This is a genomic window from Mucilaginibacter sp., assembly GCF_028288205.1.
Taxonomy (GTDB): Bacteria; Bacteroidota; Bacteroidia; order Sphingobacteriales; family Sphingobacteriaceae; genus Mucilaginibacter.
On record NZ_JAQBOD010000020.1, the window covers coordinates 18,911 to 41,352 of the forward strand.

The following is a 22,442-nucleotide window of genomic DNA, read 5'->3' on the forward strand; positions in this document are numbered from 1 at the left end:
GTGAAAAAAATAAGAATATCAGCTGTAAGCTATACTAATACCAAACCATTTTTATATGGTATACAACATACCGACATCATTAATAAAATAGACCTGAGCCTTGATATCCCTGCAGATTGTGCCCAAAAGCTGATCGATGACCGGGTGGATATTGGCCTTATCCCGGTAGCTGCCATACTAAACCTTCCGCATTGGGAAATTGTATCAGATTACTGTATTGGCGCTGTTGGTGCAGTTAATTCGGTATTTATATTCAGCAATTGCGATATACATGATATCACTAAATTACAACTGGACCCCCAGTCGCGCTCATCAAATAATTTAGCCAGGGTATTGCTTAAAAACTTTTGGAAGGTAGACCCTGAATTAATTACCAACGCAAAAGACTATTCAATTGCTGACGATGCAACCACAGCCTTTGTGCAGATAGGTGATCGTACCTTTGGTAAGAAAGATAAATACCCGTTTGTGTATGATTTGGCCGAAAAGTGGCAAAAGTTTACCGGCTTACCATTTGTATTTGCTGCTTGGATAGCTAATAAATCCATTTCGCAGGATTTTATAGAGGAGTTTAATAAAGCCCTAAAGATAGGGCTTGACCATAGGGCAGAGCTGCTTAAGGAATTACCAGCCGTAGCAGATTTTGATCTGGAAGATTATTTAATGTATAAACTTGATTTTGATCTAACCGATAGCAAAAAGAAAGCCTTGCACTTATTTCTGGATTATGTAAAGGCATTGTAGGTTTATGCCAAAATGTGCGTTACGGGTAAAATGACTGTGTATTAACCTCCATTATTTTATAATGACATATTGTAAGTTATTGACTATCAATATAATTAAAATCCTCATAGAGCGAGATCTTATACACCCTTGCCAAGCAACTATGCTTGGCGTTAAGAGTAGCGCCATACTATGCATCAAGATTGGTTTGTCTTTTTTCACCAAAAACCAATGAATATCAAATGCTTTTCATGTTAATTTAATGTAAACAGCCCGTTACAATAAAAACAAGGTACTTTTTTATCATTTTTTAAATTTAGATATTGTAATTTATACACTAAGTAAATTGATATAATTTCAAATTACTATAATTATTCATCATAAATTATGAAATATTCATAAAAATTAAATTTTATTATAAATATTGATAACAAGACTGTACTTTTGTTATGGATTTAAAATTTAAGAACTATGAAAAAACTATTTATCACCGCAGCAATCGCTACCATGTTTAGCGTAACTGCATTTGCCGATGGCGGAAAAAAGCCTTCTACTGAAGCAAGCGAAAAAAATGTAACGCTCGCTGCTCTTAATCAATTTAAAAGTGATTTTAAAAGTGCCGACAATGTACTTTGGACAGTAACACCAAGCTGCCAGAAAGTTAGTTTTGTTGATAATAATATAGATTATACCGCATTTTATAACTTAAGCGGCGATTACTTAGGCGTTACACAAAATGTTGCCTATACTACGTTAGCTGCTTCTGTTAGAACCAAGATAGCTAAAAACTATCAGGGATATAAGGTTAGCGATGTTATAAAATATGATACAAGAAACATTGAAGAGCCTGTGGTATATTTTGTTGATGTTAAAAACGCTACCAGTGAAATTGTACTGAAAGTAACAGATGACAACAACATTAGCTATTTTAAAAGAGTTAAATAAGTAACCCCATTAATTTATTAATTTAAAAGCCCCGTTCTGACAGTTGTCGGGACGGGGCTTTTTGTTTGTTTAGGATTGCCAATAAATTATGTAATGTCTATGTAAATAGTAGAATATTTTTAATATAACACTTGATTATTAAAACAATCGCCGTAACTTTAAAAACAAATTCAATTAAAACATAAATATTATGAGTTTAAGATTAGGCGACAAAGCCCCCGATTTTACAGCAAAAACCTCAGTAGGAGAGATAAATCTTTACGAATATCTTGGTGATAGCTGGGGAGTATTATTTTCACATCCGGCAGATTATACTCCGGTTTGTACTACAGAGCTGGGCAGAACAGCTGCATTAAAAGATGAGTTTGCCAAGCGCAATGTTAAAGTACTGGCATTGAGTGTTGATTCGGTTGAATCACATAAAAGCTGGATAAAGGATATTAATGAAACACAAGGAGTTGAAGTTGAATTCCCGATCATTGCCGACGAGGACCGTAAAATTGCCGAAGCTTACGATATGATACATCCTAATGCTTCTGTAAATGCTACTGTGCGCTCCCTATTCATTATTGGCCCCGATAAAGCTATTAAGCTGATCATCACTTACCCTGCTTCAACCGGAAGGAATTTCCAGGAAATATTACGCGTTATTGATTCTTTGCAACTTACAGCCTATCATAGCGTAGCCACACCGGCCGATTGGAAGGATGGCGAAGATGTGGTTGTGGTACCTGCAATAAAGACTGAAGATATACCCGCGAAATTTCCAAAAGGTTTCAGAGAGGTAAAACCATACTTGCGCCTTACTCCGCAACCCAATAAATAATTTTATTTGGTTAATTAATTATTTTTATATATTTGGAAAAGCAGTATATTTATTCCACTGATTATTAATACCGTTTTGTATTCAGTTTGGCTTAATTATATATCTTAAACAAATTTTAATACTATAATAATATTATGAAAACTGGAAAAGTAAAATGGTTTAACACACAAAAAGGTTACGGTTTTATTGTTACCGAAGACGGCAAAGATCTTTTTGTACACTTTAAAGATGTACAAGGCGGCGTAAATGCCATAAAAGATAATGATAACGTTGAATACGATGTGGAAGACGGCAGAAAAGGATTACAGGCTGTAAATGTAAAAAAGATATAATTTACTAAGCTGCACAAAAGAACCTCTGTAAACCCAGGGGTTTTTTTTTGCCATAAAATTTAAAAATAGCTTAATTCCTGTTACTTTAGGCCCAACCAATTATTGTAATAAATTAAATATGACTGACGCTGCTTCGGCCAAAACTACCAGAAACATTATTTTTTTAGTTCTTGTTGCCTCTTTAGGTTACTTTGTTGATATCTATGACCTTGTGCTATTTTCAATAGTAAGGGTTAAAAGCCTGAAAGATATTGGGGTTACTGAAACCGATATTCGCTTACAGGGCGTGTATGTTATCAATATGCAAATGTTCGGTTTGCTGCTTGGCGGTATAATGTGGGGCATAATAGGCGATAAACTGGGCCGTATTAAAGTGCTTTTTGGCTCGATATTTTTATATTCTGTTGCAAATTTTGTAAACGGAATGGTGCATGATGTTAGCAGCTACGCGTTTATAAGGCTTATTGCAGGCATAGGGCTTGCCGGCGAATTAGGTGCAGGCATTACCCTGGTTAGCGAAACACTAAGTAAAGAGCGCAGGGGATACGGTACCACAATTGTAGCGATGATAGGCCTTTTAGGCGCGGTTGCTGCTGCCTGGGTTGGTAAGTATGATTGGCGCACAGCTTATTATGTAGGCGGCGGATTAGGAATTGTGCTGCTGTTATTACGTATGGGTACTTTTGAGTCGGGCATGTTTAAAAATATTAAAGACAGCAACGTATCAAAAGGAAATATATTAATGTTGTTTAGTAATGGTAAAAGGTTTTTAAAATACTTGTATTGCATACTAATTGGCGCGCCGTTATGGTTTGTTGTAGGCGTTTTGGTTACCCAATCGCCCGAGTTTGGAAAAGCTTTAGGTGCCAAAGTTCCGCTTAGCGCAGGTGATGGTATTTTGTATACTTATGTAGGTATATCTGTTGGTGGCATATTTGCGGGTTTACTGGCACAGCTAACCAGATCACGCAAAACTACCATGCTGGTGTTTTTATTACTCTCTGTAGTAAGCGTTGTGCTTTACCTCAATGCAAAGGGAATTACCACCTCGCAATTTATATGGCTTTGCCTGTTTATGGGTTTCGCTGTAGGCTATTGGGCAACATTTGTTACTATCGCGTCCGAGCAGTTTGGTACCAATATACGGTCGACTGTTACTACAACGGTGCCCAACTTCGTAAGAGGATCATTAATACCGGTAAATGCGCTGTTCAATATATGTGTAATACATTACGGCATGATACAAAGCGGCTATATTGTAATGTTTGTACTTACCGCAATAGCATTATTTGCCTTGAGCCAGCTAAAAGAGTCGTTCCATAAGGATTTGAATTATGTGGAAGAGGAAGATGGTTTGAATATGACTACTTAAAGCAAGGCCCTGTGCGATTCCCTCCCAGCGGGAGGGTGCAAGGAGGGGTTAATAAACCTGCAAAGAAATGAGTAAGATAATTCCAAGTTAAAACAATTAGCCCGTAAGCTAAGAAAAGACATGACCTATGGCGAAGTACTACTTTGGAACCAATTAAAAGAAGATAAACTTTTAGGTTTTGATTTTGACAGGCAACGGTGCATTGACAATTACATTGTTGATTTTTATTGCAAAGAGCTGATGTTAGCAATTGAGATAGATGGAATGTCTCATAACAATGAAGAGGCTTTTGCAAAAGATGAAGTTAGACAAATAAAATTAGAGAGGTTTGGGATAAAATTTATCCGTTTTACCGAAGCTGAAATGAAGCAAGATATGATAAATGCTATAAGAGCTATTGAAGGAAAGATCATTGAAATTATTAAACATAAACCAAATATTAAATTGCCCAAGAGTTTTGATACTACTTTATTAGATAATTAATAAGCACATGCTTTATGTAATTCCAGTCCTTAAAGTAGGTGAATGGTTAGCGCATAAAACCCTCCCTGCACCCTCCCGTTGGGAGGGAATCGCTCAAGGCTTTAGTTTTATATTGATCACTCAGGCAATGAATGGGTAATATGACACTTAATAATCACAAAAAAACCCATTTTTGCAACAATGATTAATAAAGAACAAATAGCGGCCGATTACCAGACCATCCAGGATGAAATATGCCGGGCACTGGAGCAGGTAGACGGCAAAGCAAAATTTGAAGAAGAAAAGTGGGAGCGCGAAGGCGGTGGTGGCGGTCGTACCCGGGTTATACAGGATGGTAATATATTTGAAAAAGGCGGTGTAAACTTTTCTGCCGTTGAAGGACAGCTTCCCGAAGCCATTAAAAAGAGCCTGAAGATAGATAGTGATGATTTCTTTGCTACCGGTGTATCTATCGTGATCCATCCAAATCATCCGTTGGTGCCTATTATCCATATGAATATTCGTTATTTCGAAATGCCCTCATCATTTGCAGAAGGGAAGGAGCCGGTAAGATGGTTTGGTGGTGGAATAGACCTTACACCGCATTATATTGTTGATGAGGATGCCAGATTCTTCCATAGTAGTTTAAAAGCTGTCTGCGATAAATTTAACAGCGAATTTTATACCCGTTTTAAGAAATGGGCCGATGATTATTTTTTTATTAAGCACCGCGACGAAACCCGCGGCATAGGCGGCATATTTTATGACCGGTTAACAGCAAATGAAGATATGAGCTGGGAGAATATATTTGAATTTTCTAAAGCTTTGGGTCGGTCTTTTATTCCGATTTATACCGAACTGACTAATCGCCACAAACAAGAAACCTTTACAGCCGACCAACAGCAATGGCAATACCAGCGCCGCAGCCGTTATGCCGAGTTTAACCTGGTTTATGATGCAGGTACCAAATTTGGCCTGGAAACAAATGGTCGTATTGAATCTATACTGATGAGCCTGCCGCCAACTGCTAAATGGTTATATAACTATCAGCCTAAACCGGGTAGTGAAGAGGAGAGAACTTTGTCGTTATTGAAAAAAGGAATTGATTGGGTGTAGATATGCAAAGGTTGATGTTTTCATTACTGGCAATGCTGGTATTATCTTCATCTCAAAAAGATAATACACTTAAAGGCACTTGGGAATATCGCGGCGGTAAATTCAACAACAAAATATCCCCGGCACCTAAAGGATATTCACAACAAAGAAAATATACCGACAAAGGCTTCGAGGCCTACTTGTTAGAAAAAGGCGAAAAACCGGTGAAATATGAAGCCGGTAATTATTCACTGAAAGGCGATACATGTTTAGAAATCCAGACGTATTGCCTGCAATCGCAAGAAATGGTTGGGGTTGTTGTTCGATATTCGTACCGGGTAAAAGACGATACCCTATTTTTAAATGCGACATTGCCAAATGGCGCAAGGGTAGAGGATTATTGGAAGAAAATAAAACCCTGATCTATATTTTAATATTTCCCAAAAAATGTTGTTTCACTACATGCAAATTAACCGATTTGCAATACATTGATTATCAATGATAAAATAAAAATATATGCTTATCCTTACCGACTTATACGTTGTTACATTTTGTTACATCACTTTTTATCAATTGTCTCATAAACAATAATTTAAGTCGAAATCTTGTTTCACTTGTTACATTTTGTTCACCAATTGTGAAACAAGCAACCCGTTGTGGCGGGCATAACGCTGCATATAGTTGGTAAGTAGCAAAATGTGGATACTTTGCTGTCATTCTCGCACCTATTTTGTTACCAAAACAGGTGCGAGAAATCAACTATTTTCTTAACTTCGCAGGTCAAATAAAAAACCTGTTTATTACGATCAATTATAAAGCGAAATACTACAAATAAATAAAAATGGCTGAAGGAACAGAGAACGATAATCCACACAAAGAAGACAAGATAATTTCAATAAATATTGACGAGGAAATGCGATCGGCTTACATTGATTATTCAATGTCGGTTATCGTTTCCAGGGCATTACCGGATGTCCGCGACGGATTAAAACCCGTACACAGGCGCGTGCTTTTCGGCATGCTCGATCTGGGTTTAAATAACAATAAACCTTATAAAAAATCTGCCCGTATTGTAGGGGAGGTGATGGGTAAATATCACCCGCATGGTGATGCTTCTGTATACGATACTATGGTACGTATGGCGCAGGAGTGGAGCTTACGCTATCCGTTAGTTGAGGGCCAGGGTAACTATGGCTCAATTGATGGTGACAACCCTGCGGCAATGCGTTATACCGAGGCAAGGTTGGAAAAGATTGCTGAAGAAATGCTGGCTGATATCAATAAAGATACTATTGATTTCCAACTAAACTTTGACGACTCTTTGCAAGAGCCAACAGTGTTACCTGCAAGATTCCCTAATTTATTGGTTAACGGTGCATCTGGTATTGCGGTAGGTATGGCCACTAACATGGCGCCTCACAACTTATCAGAAGTAATTGATGCCACAATGGCTTTAATAGATAATAGAGATATTGAAGTTAGCGAGTTGATGAAGCATGTTAAGGGCCCCGATTTTCCAACAGGTGGTATTATCTATGGCTTTGAAGGCCCGCGCGAGGCTTTAGAGACCGGTCGTGGCCGTGTTGTGTTAAGAGCCCGTGCCGAAATTGAAACCCATGGCAGCGACCGTGAACGCATCATCGTAACCGAAATACCTTACCAGGTAAATAAAGGGCTAATGATTGAGCGTACTGCTGATTTGGTTAACGATAAAAAACTGGAAGGCATATCTGCCATCCGTGACGAATCTAACCGTGAAGGCATACGTATTGTTTATGAAATAAAACGCGAGGCTAACGCAGCCATTGTGTTGAACAACCTGTTTAAATATACAGCGCTGCAAACATCATTCAGCGTAAATAATATTGCGCTGGTGCATGGCAGGCCAATGATGTTGAACCTAAGGGATCTGATACATCATTTTGTTGAGCACAGGCATGAGGTGGTTGTTCGCCGTACAAAATTTGAACTGGCCGAAGCCCAAAAACGCGCACACGTATTAGAAGGTTTATTGATCGCTTTAGATCATTTGGATGAAGTAATTAAATTGATCCGCGCATCGCAAACTCCTGACGAGGCCCGCGAAGGTTTAATTACACAGTTTGGCTTAAGCGATATACAGGCCCGCGCAATCCTGGATATGACCCTAAGAAGGTTAACCGGACTTGAGCGTGATAAGATAAAAGATGAGTATGAAGGTTTGATGAAACTGATAGATCATTTAAACTCCATCTTAGCTGATGAAGGTTTAAGGATGCAGATCATCAAAGACGAGCTGATTGAGATAAAAGAGAAATATGGCGACGAGCGTAAAACCGAAATGGTACACTCATCAGCAGAAATGCAAACCGAGGATTTTATTGAGGATGAGGATGTTGTAATTACAATTTCGCGCGAGGGTTATATTAAACGCACGCCGCTTACAGAATATCGCAGGCAGGGCAGGGGTGGTAAAGGATCAATAGGCAGCAATAGCCGTGATGCGGATTTTATTGAACACCTGCTTATCGCGTCTAACCACAACTACATGTTGTTCTTTACCGAGTCGGGGCAATGTTTCTGGCTAAGGGTGTTCGAAATTCCGGAAGGATCGCGTACATCAAAGGGCCGTGCTATTCAGAATATCATTAATATTCCTAAGGAAGAAAACATTAAGGCTTATATTAAGGTTGTAAACTTAAAGGATAAAGATTATCTGGAAAACAACTTTATAATTATGTGTACCAAGAAGGGTGTGATCAAGAAAACGTCGTTAGAGGCGTATTCTCGTCCACGTGCAAATGGTATCAATGCTATAAATGTTAACGATGGCGATTCACTGTTAGAAGCAAGCTTAACCAGTGGTACCAGCGAGATTGTAATGGCTTTAAAATCGGGCAGGGCAATACGCTTTAACGAGGCTAAAGTTAGGCCAATGGGCCGTACTGCCACTGGTGTAAGAGGTATAACACTTGATAGTGATAATGATGAGGTAGTAGGTATGATAAGCATTGATAACCCTGACACTACCGTATTGGTGGTGTCTGAAAAAGGTTATGGTAAACGTACTGATATTGATGATTATCGGGTAACTAATCGCGGCGGTAAGGGCGTTAAAACACTTAACGTTACTGAAAAAACAGGCGAGCTGGTAGCTATAAAAGGTGTTACAGATAATGAGGACCTGATGATCATTAATAAATCAGGTGTAATTATCCGTATTGCAGTTAGCGAATTAAGAACCATGGGCCGTGCAACGCAAGGAGTAAGGCTGATAACTCTTAAAGGTAATGACGAAATAGCATCAGTAGCTAAGATTGAGCATGATGATGAGGAAGATATAGAAGCCGAAGAAGGTGCAGTTGAAAATTCTGATGAAGAACCAACACCTGATTCACCTACCGGATCAACACCGGATGCTGATACAGAACCAACATCACCGGGCGATATAACTGAATAAAAACAATGAAGGGCCGTAAAATTATATTATCGGTTTCAATAGTATTATTAACTACATCTTTTGCCTTTTGCCAAACAGAAGTGCTAAAAGGTGTAGTTAATAGTTTGGCGTTTTACAAGCAAAAAAATGAGCTTAAATATTTAGGCAATGCCAAAAAAACTATTGATAGCCTGATAAAGGTTGGCCCTGACTCTACAAATTTGGAGAAAAATGTTTATCGGGCCGTGGTAAACTCCAGTATTTTATATATTGATTCTTTAAATAAACTTAATCAGCCTGCCGATTTTTTCGGCAAAACTGTTGCACTGGTTGATTTATTGAATACCAGGAAAAAGATATATAAATACCAACCCGAAATGGATTTTGCCAGGCAATGTTTGGCAAATGTTTATATACGCAAAGGGTTTGCCTACATAAACAATTCTGATTACTCCAACGCCGAATATGTTTTTTTAAGGGCACATAGGTATGTTCCCTCATTTAAGCCCCTTAATGCTTATATAGCTTATACCTATAATAAATTAGGTAATTTAGAAGCTGCTGCCAGGTATTATGATGCCCTGATTAAAACCGATAGTACAAAAACAGCATATATTGAAGCCGCATCCACTATTTATAAAGCAATAGGAGATACCAGTAAAGCTATTGATGTATTAAAAAAAGGGAGAAAATTATTACCGGGAGATAAATTTTTGCTGCTTGACGAGGCTAATATTTATAATAATAAGAAAGATTATAAATCATTAGCGCCATTATTGACCAAATTGCTTGATATTAATATAAATAACCCCGATATTGTATTTGTAGCAGCAAATTGTTACGAACATTTATATCAATATGATAAAGCAGAATCGCTTTATTTGCATGTAATAGATTTAAATAGTTCGGCCTATGACCCTATATTTGATTTGGGCCTGCTTTATTTAAAGAAAAGTACTTTAAAAGAGGGTGATAAAGAAAAAAACATAAGCTATGCCCGGCAGTGGATAGAAAAAGCAAATGAAATATCACCTAATAATATTAAGTGTTTAGAAATTTTGAAGCTTATTTACGCGCAAACCGGTAGTAAAAACCAATTGAATAATATAAATAACAAACTAAAACAGTTAACAAATCAATAAAACTAACCATGAGAATTAAATTTTTGATAGCAGGCCTGTTGGGCTTAGTTACAGCAACAGCATTTGCGCAAAAAGGCGAATTAAAGGATGCTAAAGAATCGTATGATAAATATTCAACACTGAGCAGATCTGGAGCAGGGGCTATGTTAGCTAATGGCAGCCTGGCTTTGGCTAAAAAATCAATTGATAATGCCTCTGCAAATGCAAAAACATCCGGACTTGCGGAAACGTATGCTTTAAAGGGAGCTATTTATGCGTCATTAGCCCTTGCCGATACTTCGGTATCCAGAACAGCTCCTTTATTTGCAACTGCCGACGAAGCTTTAAAAAAAGCTAAAGAATTAGATACAAAAGTTGAATATAAGAAGATAATTGACGAAGCCCATGTTACTCTTGCCCAGTACCAATTAAATAAAGGTGTAAAAGAATTTAAGGAAAAAAAGTATAACCTTGCTTATAATTCATTTGATTATTATCGCCAAACACTACCAGAGGATACTAATGCTATTTATTATACCGGTCTTTCTGCAGCCTCATCAGGTAAATATCCTGAGGCTGTTAGTAATTATACCAAACTTCTTACAACCAAATTTTCACAAAAACCTGCTATATATTTTGAACTTTCATCTATTTATTTAACACAGAAAGATACTGCAGCAGCGTTAAAAATTACTGGAGAAGGAATACAGAAATATCCTACAAACGCTGATTTACGTAAAAGAGAAATTGAAATAAGCCTGCAAACAGGAAAACAACAAGAAGTACTTAGTAAAATACAGAGCGCAATTGTTAATGATCCTAAAAACAAATTGCTATATTATTATGCAGGTTTAACAAACGGACTATTTGCCGAAGGTGTTTCAAAAGAAATTGCCAAAACTAAGGATGCAGCCACAAAAGCCTCTTTACAAGCTAAAAGAGCTGAATTTTTTGCAAAAGCTGCTGATTTTTACAAAAAAGCCATAGAATTAGACCCCAGCTATTTTGAAGCTAATTTAAATTTGGGATATGTTATGCTGAGCCCTGCAATTGATCAATATAATGCCGCTAATCAATTACCTGTAAACAAACAAAAAGAGTATGATGCTGCAATTATAAAAGCAACAGCACAGTTTGAATTGGCTAAACCATATTTATTAAAAGCAGTTGAGTTAAATCCAACATCAGTAGATGCTTTGGCTAATTTAAAAACATACTATTTAGGTACTAAAAATCCTGCTAAGGCCACAGAAACTCAGAAAAGAATAGACGCTATTAAATAATAATAGGAGACATACTAAAAGCCTGCTTTGATTAAGCAGGCTTTTAAAAGACAATACTACTTAACATAATGTTAATTATGGGATAAATAAAGGTTAACAAATAACACATGTCATCTTATAATTTATTTCATTGTTATCAATATAATCTAACATAAAAAAGGCCCAATAAATATTGAGCCTTAACAAAAAAACAGACACTACATTGGCGGTTTTTTTGTTGTATCCCTCATTGGCATTTTACCGGTATCTTTTTTCATAGTATCGGGTTTTGTCATTTTAGCAGTGTCGGTTGATGTTGAATCAGAACCACTCGTTTTCTTTTTTGAACTACAGCCTGAGCCTGCTGCAATTGCGCCAATCATCACCACGACAAGCGCAAAACTTAAAATATGTTTTTTCATAGATAATTTTGGTAATTAAAATGTGTTTACTTAACCTAAGTTTATAACCCATCTTATGTGGTATTGTTTAAATTATTTCTTCTATAAAATTAAGCGTGAGTGATTTACATATGCTAATGTTGAAAAATCAATTATCTGTTTAATTGTATTCGGTTTAAATTTCTGATATTTAGCCGTTATGGTGGTATCAGAGAGTTTATCAAAATGGGGAATGCGCTTCTACCCTCCTCTTTTCTTCCAACGCATTTGGGTAGTTAAAATTGATAGAGGATTTAAGGGTGTAAGGGTAAAGATCAACAAGAGTGTTTTTAACCGGAACTATAATAATTCTATATTCGGCGGCACCATATTTTCAGCAGCAGACCCATTTTATCCATTGCTTTTTCACCAGTTATTTAGTCATAAGGGGTATAATGTAATTGCCTGGTCAAAATCATCAGAGATACAGTTTATAAAGCCGGCGTTAGCTAAATTGTATTTTAATATCAGCTTAAGCGATGAGGAGATTGCCGAGGCCGAGCATGTATTAAATACCGGCGGTAAATACACAAAGTCGCACCCTATTGATATTTATAACACCGATGGCGAAATATGTGTAACCTTAATGAACGAGGTCTATTTGCGAAACCTAAATTTTAAAGAAAATTTGTAAGCGATGAAAGTATTTATAAATAATGATGCATTCCTAAAAAAAGGATTTTCTATATCTACAGATAAAAGCTTGCTTAATTTTGAAGCGATCTATAATTACCTGGATAAGGAGTCGTATTGGGCAAAAGGAATACCTGTGGAAAAGCTTAAAATAGCGATTGAAAACTCCTTTTGCTTTGGTGTTTATCATAATAAAACACAAGCCGGCTTTGCACGTATTGTTACCGATAAGGCCACTTTCGCCTATATTTGTGATGTGTTTATCCTGCCTGAATTTAGAAACAAAAGCTTATCAAAATGGTTAATACAAACCATTACCCGACATCCCGAATTGCAGGGATTAAGGCGATGGTCGTTAGCTACCGCTGATGCCCATGGATTATATAGTCAGTTTGGATTTACAGAGATAACCCGTCCTGAAAGTTGGATGGAAATATTTACGCCTTACCAGATGCCTAACGGAGAAGAAGATGAACATAAAAAAGCAAATTTTTGAAGGCGAGGGCGTAACACTTGATTTTAAAAAAACCATTACCAGTTGCGAAAAAATAGCGCGGACAATGGTATCATTTGCCAATAACAAGGGCGGGCGTTTATTAATAGGCGTTGCCGACGATGGCACCATAAAAGGTGTAAAATCTGAAGATGAAGAACGGTATATGATAACCCGGGCGGCTCATCTGTTTGCCAGGCCCGCTCTTGAACCCATATTTGAAGAGGTATATGTTGATGATAAGCTGGTATTGGTAGTTGACACTCCCCAAAGCTCGCTTAAACCCCATTACGCGTTAGCAGAAGACGGTAAATGGTGGGTATATGTACGTGTAAAAGATAAAAGTGTGCTGGCCAGTAAAATTGTTGTTGATGTACTTAAACGTTCGGCTAATACTAACGGTGTATTAATTGAATATTCTTCAAAAGAAAAGTCATTACTGGAATACCTGGAAAAAACCAGCCGTATTACAGTAAAAGAATATTGCGATTTAATAAAAGTTGGACGTAGGGCCGCTCAGCGAATATTGGTGAATATGGTACTTTCAGGTGTTATCCGCATTCATACAACAGAAAAAGAAGAATATTATACCGCTGCTTAATGGCCATAGTATTCACTTATCCATGAGAGCTACCTACAATAAATACCGATCCTATTATGGCGACAATTTAAAACTTGCTATCCCTGTTGTTATATCTCAGTTGGGTCATACCTTAGTACAAACATCTGATACAATTATAGTTGGCCACTTTGCCGGAACTGTTAGTTTAGCTGCAGTATCATTAGCTACAAGCATTTTTGTTGTGCCGTTAGTTATAGGTATTGGAGTATCTTATGGTTCTACACCACTAATTGCGCAGAACAACGGGCGCAAAGAATTTGCAGAATGCGGACAGTTGTTATCCAATAGTTTATTTATTAATGTGCTAAGCGGGATAGCGCTGTTTGCCATTGTTTCCCTGGGATCTATTTTCTTTCTGGATCATCTGCATCAGTCTCCGGAAGTTGTGAGGCAGGCAAAACCATTTTTATTGTTACTGGCCCTTTCAATTATACCCATGCTGGTATTTAATACCTTTAAACAGTTTGCAGAGGGTTTAGGCTTTACCAAACAAGCTATGCTTATTTCTATATGGGGTAATGTGCTTAATATATGTTTAGGAATAACTTTTGTAAAAGGCTTATTTGGCGTTTATCCAATGGGGATTATGGGCGTTGGTTACAGTACTTTGATAGATCGCTGTATAATGGCTTTGGTGATGGGTATATATGTATTCAGATCAAACAATTTTAAACAATACCTAAAAGGCTTTGCATTAAAAAATATTGACCGGGTGCGTAGTTTAAAAATTCTGGGCATAGGCGCACCGGTTGCTTTGCAATACGGATTTGAAGTAAGCGCTTTTAGTGGCGCGGCCGTTATTATTGGAAGTATAGGATTGGTTCAGCTCGCGGCACATCAAATTGCAATTAACCTGGCATCGATAACTTACATGATGTCGAGCGGATTATCAGCAGCGGCAGCAATTAAGTCGGGTAATTATTTCGGGGCAAAAGATCATAAAAATTTGCGGTTGTCAGCCGCGGCAAGCTACCATGTGGTAATTGTGTTTATGTGTATAACGGCACTCATATTTACAGTTGGCAATCATGCATTACCCTGGATATATACTTCAGATAACCAAGTGATACTTATTGCATCACAGTTACTTATACTGGCCGCGATGTTTCAATTATTTGATGGAACCCAGGTGGTTGGTCTTGGTATTTTAAGGGGTATGGGCGATGTTAATGTGCCTACTGTAATTACTTTTTTAGCGTATTGGGTAATTGGCTTACCGTTAGGGTATTTTTTGGGGATACATTTACACTGGGGTATTGCCGGCGTATGGTACGGCCTGGTATTAGGTTTAATGGTATCCGCGATTTTGCTTTATATCCGTTTTAAAATCATCAGCAAACATCACCGTGATAAGCGGCCCGTTATTATTGCCCGCGATTAAAATTGAGTATAAGGGCGGAATTACGTCTTATAAACAACTTTTATTCTTTTGTCGGTAAGAATACATCGGCATTAAAAATGCGCTTAAATTGAATATGATCGCTTTATTTGTTCGGTTTGCTTACATAAACATTTCCTTTTATATAAAACCGGTAAGGCAATTGCGCGTCCTCGGCTGCATAGGCAACCCCTATCCGGGGCACTGCCGCGATAGCTTCATCAGGAATTATCATGCCCCTGTCTTCTATCCATAACGTATCGCTTAACAAGCTGATAGCGTTTATATCGCGTGATATACCTAATGCCCGCGCCACAGATCCGGGCCCGGAAGTTATGGCAGGTTTAATAACATTCATCTTGCGCCGCTGTAACATAATGTCTGTCCCATCGGTTGGTTGTATCGCCCGGATTAAAATAGCTTTAGGCTCACCTTCAACAGCCGTTACCACATTAAACATTTCATGTATGCCATAACATAGGTACACATAGGCTACACCACCATGCATATACATGGTTTTAGTTCGGTGGGTTAAACGGTTACCGTAACTGTGGGCAGCTTTATCAATAATTCCGTTATAAGCTTCTGTTTCAACAATATAACCACCTGTAACTATACCATTAATGCAGGTAAATAAATATTTACCCAACAACTCGCGGCTAATGGTCACTACATCATTACGCCGGTAAAAGCTTTCGGGCAGTTTCATTTTTTCTTTAAAATATCTTTTAACAATTTATTTATCTGCTTTGCTTTATCAAATACCATAATATGGGTTCCGCCCTTAATCGCGGTAGCATTTTTTATTCTTTTATAATTAAATACCAGGTCCTTATCACCCACTATATGGTAAACATTGGGCGGTATGGTGGTGTTTTTCCAGTGAAGGACCGCATTCATTGCCCATTTTATAAATACAGGAGATGATTTTTTCAGCATATCATTAAATAACCACGCATCCTGTGCAGACATTTTGCCAAATACCGGCTTTATAAGCAACCCTAAATTAGCCATTAACCTACCAGGCAATAATTTGTAAGCAGGTAAAGTTTTAAATAGCTTAAAATACAATGGAGCTTCATCAATTGTCTTAATACTTGATATCAGGATCACTTTATTTAACGGCATCAACTTAGCAATTTCAATAGCAAGTATTCCACCTAATGAAACGCCAATTACAACAGAATTTTTACTTATATTATATTGATATATAATCTTTTGTGCATAAGTACTTAAAGTATCACATTCATTGGGTTCTATCCAGTCTACAGGGATTACATCATGGTCATGCAGATCAATATTATTAAAAAGCCGGGTATCGGCGCCTAATCCGGCTATTAAATATATCTTACTCATTAAAGTTTATAAGCCTTATAATCTGTTCCAGGTATTTAGCATCAATATGGTCAAACTGAGCTAAGTTTTCACTGTCTGCATCTAACACGCCAACTACTTCATTGTTGTGAAATAACGGCAAAACAATTTCCGACCGTGATGCAGAGCTACAGACGATATGCCCGGGAAACTCATCAACATTGGGCACAATTAATGTTTTAGCCTGCTCCCATGCCGCGCCGCAAACACCTTTGCCTTTAGCAATACGCGTACAGGCAACCGGTCCCTGGAAGGGCGCCAATACCAATTTGCCATCCTTAACCAAATAAAACCCTACCCATAACCACTTAAACTGTTCCTTTAATGCGGCGCATATATTTGCCAGATTAGCAATTAGATATGTCTCGCCAAATAGCAATGCTTCTATCTGCGGTATAAGTGATCTGTATTGTTCTTCTTTATCTGCTGATGTGATAATTGTTAAATCTTCTGCCATAAAACAAAGGTAAGTGCGTACTCTTAAAAGTAAATAAGGCAAATATCATATTTAATCTTTTATTTAGTACTTCAATGATAGTTAGCCTCACCATAGTTCGTTATCCAAAATTGCTTATCCCTTTCGCGCTGCTGGCAATGGCTGTACATCGTTTGCCTATGCGATTGCAAAAGGGATGTACTTTCTGGAAACTATTGGGCAGCGGTCAAAACGGGACCTTTGACCTGCAACCCGACTGGCAACAATGGGGACTGTTAGCTGTTTGGAATAACCGCGAAGATTTTAATAGCTTCTATAAACATTCATTCATTGTATCTTGGTGGAAATTATTTCGGACTGAGCAATGGACAATACTTTGCGAACCATTGCAAAGTCATGGTAAATGGAACGGCAAAGAACCATTTGGCGCACCTAACGTAGCCGACTATACGGGCCCGGTAGCCGTGCTTACACGCGCTACCATTCGTTTTAACAAACTTAAAAGATTTTGGAGTAATGTGGATGACGTTGCCCGTTTAATGGCCGTAGCAAAGGGCTATGTGGCTTCATTTGGCATTGGTGAGGCGCCGGTATACCGGCAGGCTACGTTTTCTGTATGGGAAAGTCTGGATGATGTTAAGGCTTTTGCCTACCAATCGCGCGAGCATAGTGAGGTTATTAAGAAAACACGTACTGAAAATTGGTACAAGGAAGAGCTTTTTGCCAGGTTTAAACCGGTGGCTGCCTTTGGTACCATAAATGGGAAGGACCCGTTGAATAATTTAAACAATTTACTTTTACAAAATGAGAATAATAGCAGAATTACCGCACCCTGAATTTAAGATATCCATCTTTAATATGAACCAAAAATTCATTGTGAAAATAGAGAAAGGCGTATTGGAACAAAGCTACAAAATAGCCGAAATGGACCTGACCGAAGGCGTTAACAGTGTATTTGAATTGCTTGATGAGGAGTTTTTAAAGACGGTAGCTGCTCGTTTTGCAGAGATGGCTAAGGATTTTAAGGGCGCGTACTTTAGGTATAACTATTAGTTGAGGTGATGTATGTAAACTATTGATTTATAAATATATATAAATTATAAAATATCTAAACAAAATTATATTTGGCGGTGACTTTATGGTGAATATGGGGTAATTGTATCAGGGCAATCGCTTTTAAAATTGCAGGCAGGTATAACTCCAAAATATAAGTACCGGTTTTTGGCTAAAGCCCGTCTATAATTATAATCTTAGCCCGTTGGCTGAAGCCAAACGGCAATGAAAAAACTATTTTGCTATCATTGCCGTCACATTTATGTGACGGACCCGTAAAAGAATTAGCACCGGCTTTAGCCAAAAAATCGCCATTATGGGTAAATGACCTGTTTGGTACAGTCAATTTTTAAAAGCGATTTCCCTGTAATTATACACAACCCTCACCCAATACCATAATAAAAACCTACATTGCTGCACCAAATTATAATGCCAATTAATTCATGAAGAAGATTACCCTAACCAAATCATTGTTATTTGTACCTGTTTTTTTGTCGCTGTTAGCGACCGTACTCATACTTCCCTCCTATATTTTTCACAAAGCTCCGTTAGTTGATGATGAAGCAACGGCACCAACCTTAACTTTAAACGCCCGGCAGGTAACATCTGATCTGCAGGCGCCTCTGGATATGGCTTTTCCCGGCAATGGTGATATTTTGGTAGCAGAGCAAACCGGCAAGATCCGCCTGGTAAAAGATGGTAAGCTAACAGACGCGCCGTTATTAGATATTACCAGTAAGCTGGTTAATATCAACCAGGGATTTGACGTCAGGGGTATTTTAGGCTTTACTATAAGCCCCAAATTCATTACGAATAGGAAAGTGTATATTTTTTACTGCGCGCCTCCTGTAGCGCCTAAATCAGATCATAAAGATGTGGTGGCCGAATATACGTTATCTAATAATTCAACTAAAGTAGACCCCAACAGCGGGCGAATTATATTTAGCGCCGACGAACCGGGACAAGGCAACAACGGCGGTTGTATAAGATTTGGCCCTGATGGCTATTTATACGTTTCTATGGGCGACGGTGGTGGTGGCGGCGATAAACACGGCACAATTGGTAACGGGCAAAATATGAATACACTGCTTGGCAAGATATTACGACTGAATGTTAATAGCGATTCGACCTATACCATACCAAAGGATAATCCATTTGTTGGCAAAGCAGATACAAAACCGGAGATATGGGCCTATGGGCTGCGCAATGCCTGGCGGTTTTCGTTCGATAAGGCGACAAAGCAACTATTTACCTGCGATGTTGGCGAGAGCACCTGGGAAGAAATGGATATTATTGAAAAAGGCGGCAACTATGGCTGGCGCATAACCGAAGGCGTCCATTGCTTTAACCCCAAACTAAACTGTGACTTTACCGGAACAATAAAACCAATTGCCGAGTATAAACACACAGACGGCGTATGTGTTATTGGCGGATATGTATACAATGGCAAACAATTACCGGCCATAAAAGGCAAATACTTTTTTGCCGACTGGACCGGCCCGATATATTATATACAAAAAACCGGCGAAGCATGGCAAAGAGGAAAAGTTACCCTGCAAAACTACCCGGCCAATTTAAAAATAACCGGCTGGGGCGAGGACCCATCAGGCGAAATGTATGTGATAACCACGCCCGATACCTCACCGGGAAATACAAAAGGAACTATTTATAAGATTGTGAAATAGTTCCCTAATTTTTTTTCGCAGACTGTTTCAGGCAAAAAAAAGTGTTTCACATCAGGTGTTTCACCCTAAATTTACAAAAATCGGTAAAACAGCATAAATTACTTATTGTAAGACACTTATACTATTTTACCTAAAGCTTTTGTACTGTTTCAAAGTGTTTCACTCATTTTTTTAATTTATTATATATCAATAAGTTAAGCTAAAAGAGTGTTTCAAGTGTTTCATATTTTTATGAAACACTTCGCTTGCATTTTTTTAAGACTCCATTAACCGCCTTACCAGCTCCGGTACGCCAATGGTTGCCTTCTCCTCTATCTTAATCATATTATTCAGCCGGTTTATATCCGGGATGTTGGGATCAACAATGTATTTAGGCACATTGTTAGGTACATAATTGATCAGTCCGGCAGCGGGATATACGGCTAACGATGATCCAACCAGGATGAATATATCCGCTTGCTGGCATACCCGCATTGATGGTTCAATCATGGGTACATCCTCACCAAACCAAACTACGTGCGCCCGTAGTTGTGAGCCTAATTCGCACACCTCTCCCATTTTAAGCTCCCACCCTTCCATTGGGTAAGTTAAGGCAGCGTTTAAACTGGATTGTGCCCGGGTAATAATACCATGCAAATGTATTACGTTGGTTGATCCTGCTCTTTCATGCAGGTCATCAATATTTTGCGTGATAATGGTTACTTCATATTGCTCCTCTAACACAGCTAAAGCATAATGTGCGGCATTGGGTTTTGCATTCATAGCGTCTTTACGGCGCATATTATAAAAATCCTGCACCAGTTGCGGATTGCGCTGCCATGCCTGGGGCGTTGCCACCTCTTGTATATCATAACCCTCCCAAAGACCATCGCTGTCCCTGAACGTCCTTAAACCGCTTTCGGCGCTAACACCTGCTCCGGTTAATACAACAATCTTTTTCATCGGTATAAATTTCATAAAAAAAGCGATCAGTGTAAACTGACCGCTTTTAATTATAATAAGTTTAGTTTAAAGTGCTATCTCTCTGTTAGTACGCAATACGGTGTATTTGCTTTTTGCCAGTTCAAAACCGCCAAACAATATAACGCCAAATACAGCATCGCCTAAAAGCATATTTCTTTCAAATGGTATAGCCGCTACAAGAGCTTCCCAATAGCCTAATAAACTGTTAGGGTAAAGCGATGAAGCGCCGTTTATCCACGGGAGGTCCATAATTAACCAATGTGTAGTTACGGGTACTAATAAGATCACTAATCCGCTAACAAAGTTCAGCTTTTTTATCTGTGAACCAACAAATACAATTATCGAAAAGCATACACAGTTCCAAAATGTATAACTGCTCCATAATGACCATTGCGACGTGTACGAATGATTAATAATAACATCACTCACAAAAAATGTCAATAGTATTATTAGATACGCTTTCCATTTATCATTAAAATATACGCCGCCAAAAATGGCTATGGCGCCAACCGGTGTAAAATTACTCCAAACCTGGTATTTTAAGGTTAACAGGCGTATTGCTGCCATGGCAACTATTACCAAAGCCAATACAATGTTGCGGGTATTTATTTTGTTTAATGACATAATGGTAAAATTACATATTTCTACTAAAATACTAACAATATTATTTATTCACCAACGCTATTTTGCCCGGGCTAATACCAACAACTATCGAGTATTCCTTTTTACCGGTTTTATCAAAAGCTGTTAATGTTCCGTTTGATGAATAATCTTTAGCATCCGTAACAAATATTTCGCCGGTTAATGGATCGCCCGAAATAGCATAAGGTGTATTAATAACCGTACCATCGGTAATAAAATTGACAGATGCTGCTGTTTGTGTTTTTGCATTATATACCGCTATTTTGTTATCAGCACTTGGATAGTAAACAAAATCGCCCAAAACAAAAATCGGCACATTATACCCTAAGTTTACCGTAGGTTTTGATTTTACAAGATCAGTTTTATCATCAATTACGGTCATACCGGCAGGCACATTAAAGAAATTGCCTAATGATAGCACGTATACATTATCATAAATATCTGTAGTAACAGAAACCGGATCGGCAATAACGGTTATCTTTTTCGTTTCTGTTAAAGTAGTCAGGTCAATTACAGATAAGGTTGTACCCGGAGTTGGGTCTAATCCGCCCGAATTTGCTACATACAATTTACCATTTGCTACTACCATTTGTTCCGGGTCGCTGCCAACAGTAATGGTTTTGGTTATGGTTAATGATGTAGTATCAATTACAGATACCGTTCCGTTATAGGAAGTAACAAAAGCATTGCTCTTATAAAAAGTAACACTACGGGGCTGAGTAAGGGCAATAGTTTTGATGAGTTTTGCTGTTTTAGCATTAACAATTGTTACCAGGTTAGAGTTGTTTATCACTATAAACATTTTAGCACCATATATGCCTAAATCATTACCGGTATCGCCCAATTTGGTTGTATTGGCTATAGTAAACTGGTCTGGTACCAACAGCTTGGTGGTATAATCATAATAAGTTAGGGTACTGTTGTTTTTACTGAACCCACCCTGGTTTAATACGTAAATTCCGGCACGTTGCGCGGTTGGTGTTTCGGGAGTTGGTGCTACTTTATCTTTATGGCATGATGCCAGTATCGTTACAAATGCTAACGCGATAAATAGGTAATTAAGTTTAATCTGTTTCATGGGATTTATTGTTATATAGTTATTTGAAATGAAATTCTGTATGAACGCCCGGGCATAGGATAGCTTTGCACTACCACGTAGCTTTTGTT

24 protein-coding genes and 1 pseudogene are annotated in these 22,442 nt (G+C 38.1%); 18 read left to right on the forward strand and 7 right to left on the reverse strand.

What is annotated here, in order from left to right; all coding sequences use genetic code 11:
* The 11 genes and pseudogenes from JWR23_RS04845 (at position 1) to JWR23_RS04895 (ending at position 11,577) form a co-directional block, all read left to right on the forward strand.
* Positions 1-744, forward strand: coding sequence for a menaquinone biosynthetic enzyme MqnA/MqnD family protein (locus JWR23_RS04845; protein WP_299513646.1), 744 nt, complete (start codon positions 1-3; stop codon positions 742-744).
* 450 nt (positions 745-1,194) lie between these two features.
* The gene (locus tag JWR23_RS04850; RefSeq protein ID WP_299513649.1) at positions 1,195-1,668 is read left to right on the forward strand and encodes a hypothetical protein; all 474 of its coding nucleotides are present in this window, start codon (positions 1,195-1,197) and stop codon (positions 1,666-1,668) included.
* 190 nt (positions 1,669-1,858) lie between these two features.
* Positions 1,859-2,494 carry a peroxiredoxin gene (locus JWR23_RS04855; protein ID WP_299513652.1) on the forward strand — a complete coding sequence of 212 codons (636 nt, stop codon included), beginning with the start codon at positions 1,859-1,861 and terminating at the stop codon, positions 2,492-2,494.
* A 134-nt stretch (positions 2,495-2,628) separates the two neighbouring features.
* Positions 2,629-2,826 carry a cold-shock protein gene (locus JWR23_RS04860; RefSeq protein WP_299513655.1) on the forward strand — a complete coding sequence of 66 codons (198 nt, stop codon included), beginning with the start codon at positions 2,629-2,631 and terminating at the stop codon, positions 2,824-2,826.
* Between the two features lie 118 nt (positions 2,827-2,944).
* Positions 2,945-4,198, forward strand: coding sequence for an MFS transporter (locus JWR23_RS04865; protein WP_299513657.1), 1,254 nt, complete (start codon positions 2,945-2,947; stop codon positions 4,196-4,198).
* Positions 4,199-4,294: 96 nt separating this feature from the next.
* Positions 4,295-4,681 (forward strand): annotated as a pseudogene (locus tag JWR23_RS04870) (endonuclease domain-containing protein); the annotation flags it as partial.
* Between the two features lie 180 nt (positions 4,682-4,861).
* Positions 4,862-5,776, forward strand: a complete 915-nt coding sequence (gene hemF, locus JWR23_RS04875) for an oxygen-dependent coproporphyrinogen oxidase (RefSeq protein WP_299513659.1) — start codon at positions 4,862-4,864, stop codon at positions 5,774-5,776.
* A gap of 2 nt (positions 5,777-5,778) precedes the next feature.
* Complete coding sequence (locus tag JWR23_RS04880; protein ID WP_299513661.1) at positions 5,779-6,177, forward strand: hypothetical protein; 399 nt, start codon at positions 5,779-5,781, stop codon at positions 6,175-6,177.
* Between the two features lie 419 nt (positions 6,178-6,596).
* Positions 6,597-9,194, forward strand: coding sequence for a DNA gyrase subunit A (gene gyrA, locus JWR23_RS04885; protein WP_299513663.1), 2,598 nt, complete (start codon positions 6,597-6,599; stop codon positions 9,192-9,194).
* Between the two features lie 5 nt (positions 9,195-9,199).
* Positions 9,200-10,315, forward strand: coding sequence for a hypothetical protein (locus JWR23_RS04890; RefSeq protein WP_299513666.1), 1,116 nt, complete (start codon positions 9,200-9,202; stop codon positions 10,313-10,315).
* Between the two features lie 8 nt (positions 10,316-10,323).
* The gene (locus tag JWR23_RS04895; protein ID WP_299513669.1) at positions 10,324-11,577 is read left to right on the forward strand and encodes a hypothetical protein; all 1,254 of its coding nucleotides are present in this window, start codon (positions 10,324-10,326) and stop codon (positions 11,575-11,577) included.
* A 197-nt stretch (positions 11,578-11,774) separates the two neighbouring features.
* On the opposite strand, the gene JWR23_RS04900 is transcribed toward JWR23_RS04895, so the two are convergent.
* Entirely contained in the window at positions 11,775-11,978 is a 204-nt protein-coding gene (locus JWR23_RS04900; RefSeq protein WP_299513672.1) for a hypothetical protein, read from the reverse strand.
* 178 nt (positions 11,979-12,156) lie between these two features.
* Between JWR23_RS04900 and JWR23_RS04905 the strand changes: the two genes are divergently transcribed.
* The 4 genes from JWR23_RS04905 to JWR23_RS04920 are packed head-to-tail and all read left to right on the forward strand — an operon-like array spanning position 12,157 to position 15,125.
* Entirely contained in the window at positions 12,157-12,630 is a 474-nt protein-coding gene (locus tag JWR23_RS04905; protein ID WP_299513675.1) for a PaaI family thioesterase, read from the forward strand.
* Between the two features lie 3 nt (positions 12,631-12,633).
* Positions 12,634-13,125: a GNAT family N-acetyltransferase gene (locus JWR23_RS04910; protein ID WP_299513678.1), complete on the forward strand. Its 492-nt coding sequence runs from the start codon at positions 12,634-12,636 to the stop codon at positions 13,123-13,125.
* Positions 13,100-13,723 (forward strand): helix-turn-helix domain-containing protein, encoded by a 624-nt coding sequence (locus JWR23_RS04915; protein ID WP_299513681.1) that lies wholly within the window; start codon positions 13,100-13,102, stop codon positions 13,721-13,723. Before JWR23_RS04910 ends, JWR23_RS04915 begins: the two co-directional genes overlap by 26 nt.
* 22 nt (positions 13,724-13,745) lie before the next feature.
* Positions 13,746-15,125 carry an MATE family efflux transporter gene (locus JWR23_RS04920; RefSeq protein WP_299513684.1) on the forward strand — a complete coding sequence of 460 codons (1,380 nt, stop codon included), beginning with the start codon at positions 13,746-13,748 and terminating at the stop codon, positions 15,123-15,125.
* A gap of 103 nt (positions 15,126-15,228) precedes the next feature.
* Here the strand turns inward: JWR23_RS04920 and JWR23_RS04925 are convergent, their stop codons facing one another.
* From JWR23_RS04925 to JWR23_RS04935, 3 genes are read right to left on the reverse strand one after another with little or no spacing between them, the layout of a single operon-like run.
* Entirely contained in the window at positions 15,229-15,831 is a 603-nt protein-coding gene (locus JWR23_RS04925) for a DNA-3-methyladenine glycosylase (protein WP_299513686.1), read from the reverse strand.
* Positions 15,828-16,478 carry an alpha/beta hydrolase gene (locus JWR23_RS04930; RefSeq protein ID WP_299513689.1) on the reverse strand — a complete coding sequence of 217 codons (651 nt, stop codon included), beginning with the start codon at positions 16,476-16,478 and terminating at the stop codon, positions 15,828-15,830. The genes JWR23_RS04925 and JWR23_RS04930 overlap by 4 nt, the downstream gene beginning before the upstream one ends.
* A complete protein-coding gene (locus tag JWR23_RS04935; RefSeq protein WP_299513692.1) occupies positions 16,471-16,953 on the reverse strand; it encodes a GAF domain-containing protein in 483 nt (160 codons plus the stop codon). The genes JWR23_RS04930 and JWR23_RS04935 overlap by 8 nt, the downstream gene beginning before the upstream one ends.
* 74 nt (positions 16,954-17,027) lie before the next feature.
* Between JWR23_RS04935 and JWR23_RS04940 the strand changes: the two genes are divergently transcribed.
* The 3 genes from JWR23_RS04940 (at position 17,028) to JWR23_RS04950 (ending at position 19,670) form a co-directional block, all read left to right on the forward strand.
* Positions 17,028-17,768 carry a DUF3291 domain-containing protein gene (locus JWR23_RS04940; RefSeq protein WP_299513695.1) on the forward strand — a complete coding sequence of 247 codons (741 nt, stop codon included), beginning with the start codon at positions 17,028-17,030 and terminating at the stop codon, positions 17,766-17,768.
* Between the two features lie 22 nt (positions 17,769-17,790).
* Positions 17,791-17,985: a hypothetical protein gene (locus tag JWR23_RS04945; RefSeq protein ID WP_367277512.1), complete on the forward strand. Its 195-nt coding sequence runs from the start codon at positions 17,791-17,793 to the stop codon at positions 17,983-17,985.
* Between the two features lie 443 nt (positions 17,986-18,428).
* Positions 18,429-19,670, forward strand: coding sequence for a PQQ-dependent sugar dehydrogenase (locus JWR23_RS04950; protein WP_299513701.1), 1,242 nt, complete (start codon positions 18,429-18,431; stop codon positions 19,668-19,670).
* Positions 19,671-19,925: 255 nt separating this feature from the next.
* Here JWR23_RS04950 and JWR23_RS04955 read toward each other — a convergent pair whose 3' ends face one another.
* The 3 genes from JWR23_RS04955 to JWR23_RS04965 form a co-directional block, all read right to left on the reverse strand.
* Positions 19,926-20,612 (reverse strand): NAD-dependent deacylase, encoded by a 687-nt coding sequence (locus tag JWR23_RS04955; RefSeq protein WP_299513703.1) that lies wholly within the window; start codon positions 20,610-20,612, stop codon positions 19,926-19,928.
* Between the two features lie 66 nt (positions 20,613-20,678).
* Positions 20,679-21,257, reverse strand: coding sequence for a DUF6580 family putative transport protein (locus JWR23_RS04960; RefSeq protein WP_299513705.1), 579 nt, complete (start codon positions 21,255-21,257; stop codon positions 20,679-20,681).
* A gap of 40 nt (positions 21,258-21,297) precedes the next feature.
* Positions 21,298-22,353, reverse strand: a complete 1,056-nt coding sequence (locus JWR23_RS04965; RefSeq protein WP_299513707.1) for a YncE family protein — start codon at positions 22,351-22,353, stop codon at positions 21,298-21,300.
* Positions 22,354-22,442 lie beyond the last annotated feature (89 nt).

Coding starts and splice junctions, on each gene's coding strand:
- JWR23_RS04850 (WP_299513649.1), top strand. CDS start 1,195: ATGAAAAAACTATTTATCACCGCAGCAATCGCTACCATGTTTAGCGTA.
- JWR23_RS04855 (WP_299513652.1), top strand. CDS start 1,859: ATGAGTTTAAGATTAGGCGACAAAGCCCCCGATTTTACAGCAAAAACC.
- JWR23_RS04860 (WP_299513655.1), top strand. CDS start 2,629: ATGAAAACTGGAAAAGTAAAATGGTTTAACACACAAAAAGGTTACGGT.
- JWR23_RS04865 (WP_299513657.1), top strand. CDS start 2,945: ATGACTGACGCTGCTTCGGCCAAAACTACCAGAAACATTATTTTTTTA.
- hemF (WP_299513659.1), top strand. CDS start 4,862: ATGATTAATAAAGAACAAATAGCGGCCGATTACCAGACCATCCAGGAT.
- JWR23_RS04880 (WP_299513661.1), top strand. CDS start 5,779: ATGCAAAGGTTGATGTTTTCATTACTGGCAATGCTGGTATTATCTTCA.
- gyrA (WP_299513663.1), top strand. CDS start 6,597: ATGGCTGAAGGAACAGAGAACGATAATCCACACAAAGAAGACAAGATA.
- JWR23_RS04890 (WP_299513666.1), top strand. CDS start 9,200: ATGAAGGGCCGTAAAATTATATTATCGGTTTCAATAGTATTATTAACT.
- JWR23_RS04895 (WP_299513669.1), top strand. CDS start 10,324: ATGAGAATTAAATTTTTGATAGCAGGCCTGTTGGGCTTAGTTACAGCA.
- JWR23_RS04900 (WP_299513672.1), bottom strand. CDS start 11,978: ATGAAAAAACATATTTTAAGTTTTGCGCTTGTCGTGGTGATGATTGGC.
- JWR23_RS04905 (WP_299513675.1), top strand. CDS start 12,157: ATGGTGGTATCAGAGAGTTTATCAAAATGGGGAATGCGCTTCTACCCT.
- JWR23_RS04910 (WP_299513678.1), top strand. CDS start 12,634: ATGAAAGTATTTATAAATAATGATGCATTCCTAAAAAAAGGATTTTCT.
- JWR23_RS04915 (WP_299513681.1), top strand. CDS start 13,100: ATGAACATAAAAAAGCAAATTTTTGAAGGCGAGGGCGTAACACTTGAT.
- JWR23_RS04920 (WP_299513684.1), top strand. CDS start 13,746: ATGAGAGCTACCTACAATAAATACCGATCCTATTATGGCGACAATTTA.
- JWR23_RS04925 (WP_299513686.1), bottom strand. CDS start 15,831: ATGAAACTGCCCGAAAGCTTTTACCGGCGTAATGATGTAGTGACCATT.
- JWR23_RS04930 (WP_299513689.1), bottom strand. CDS start 16,478: ATGAGTAAGATATATTTAATAGCCGGATTAGGCGCCGATACCCGGCTT.
- JWR23_RS04935 (WP_299513692.1), bottom strand. CDS start 16,953: ATGGCAGAAGATTTAACAATTATCACATCAGCAGATAAAGAAGAACAA.
- JWR23_RS04940 (WP_299513695.1), top strand. CDS start 17,028: ATGATAGTTAGCCTCACCATAGTTCGTTATCCAAAATTGCTTATCCCT.
- JWR23_RS04945 (WP_367277512.1), top strand. CDS start 17,791: ATGAACCAAAAATTCATTGTGAAAATAGAGAAAGGCGTATTGGAACAA.
- JWR23_RS04950 (WP_299513701.1), top strand. CDS start 18,429: ATGAAGAAGATTACCCTAACCAAATCATTGTTATTTGTACCTGTTTTT.
- JWR23_RS04955 (WP_299513703.1), bottom strand. CDS start 20,612: ATGAAAAAGATTGTTGTATTAACCGGAGCAGGTGTTAGCGCCGAAAGC.
- JWR23_RS04960 (WP_299513705.1), bottom strand. CDS start 21,257: ATGTCATTAAACAAAATAAATACCCGCAACATTGTATTGGCTTTGGTA.
- JWR23_RS04965 (WP_299513707.1), bottom strand. CDS start 22,353: ATGAAACAGATTAAACTTAATTACCTATTTATCGCGTTAGCATTTGTA.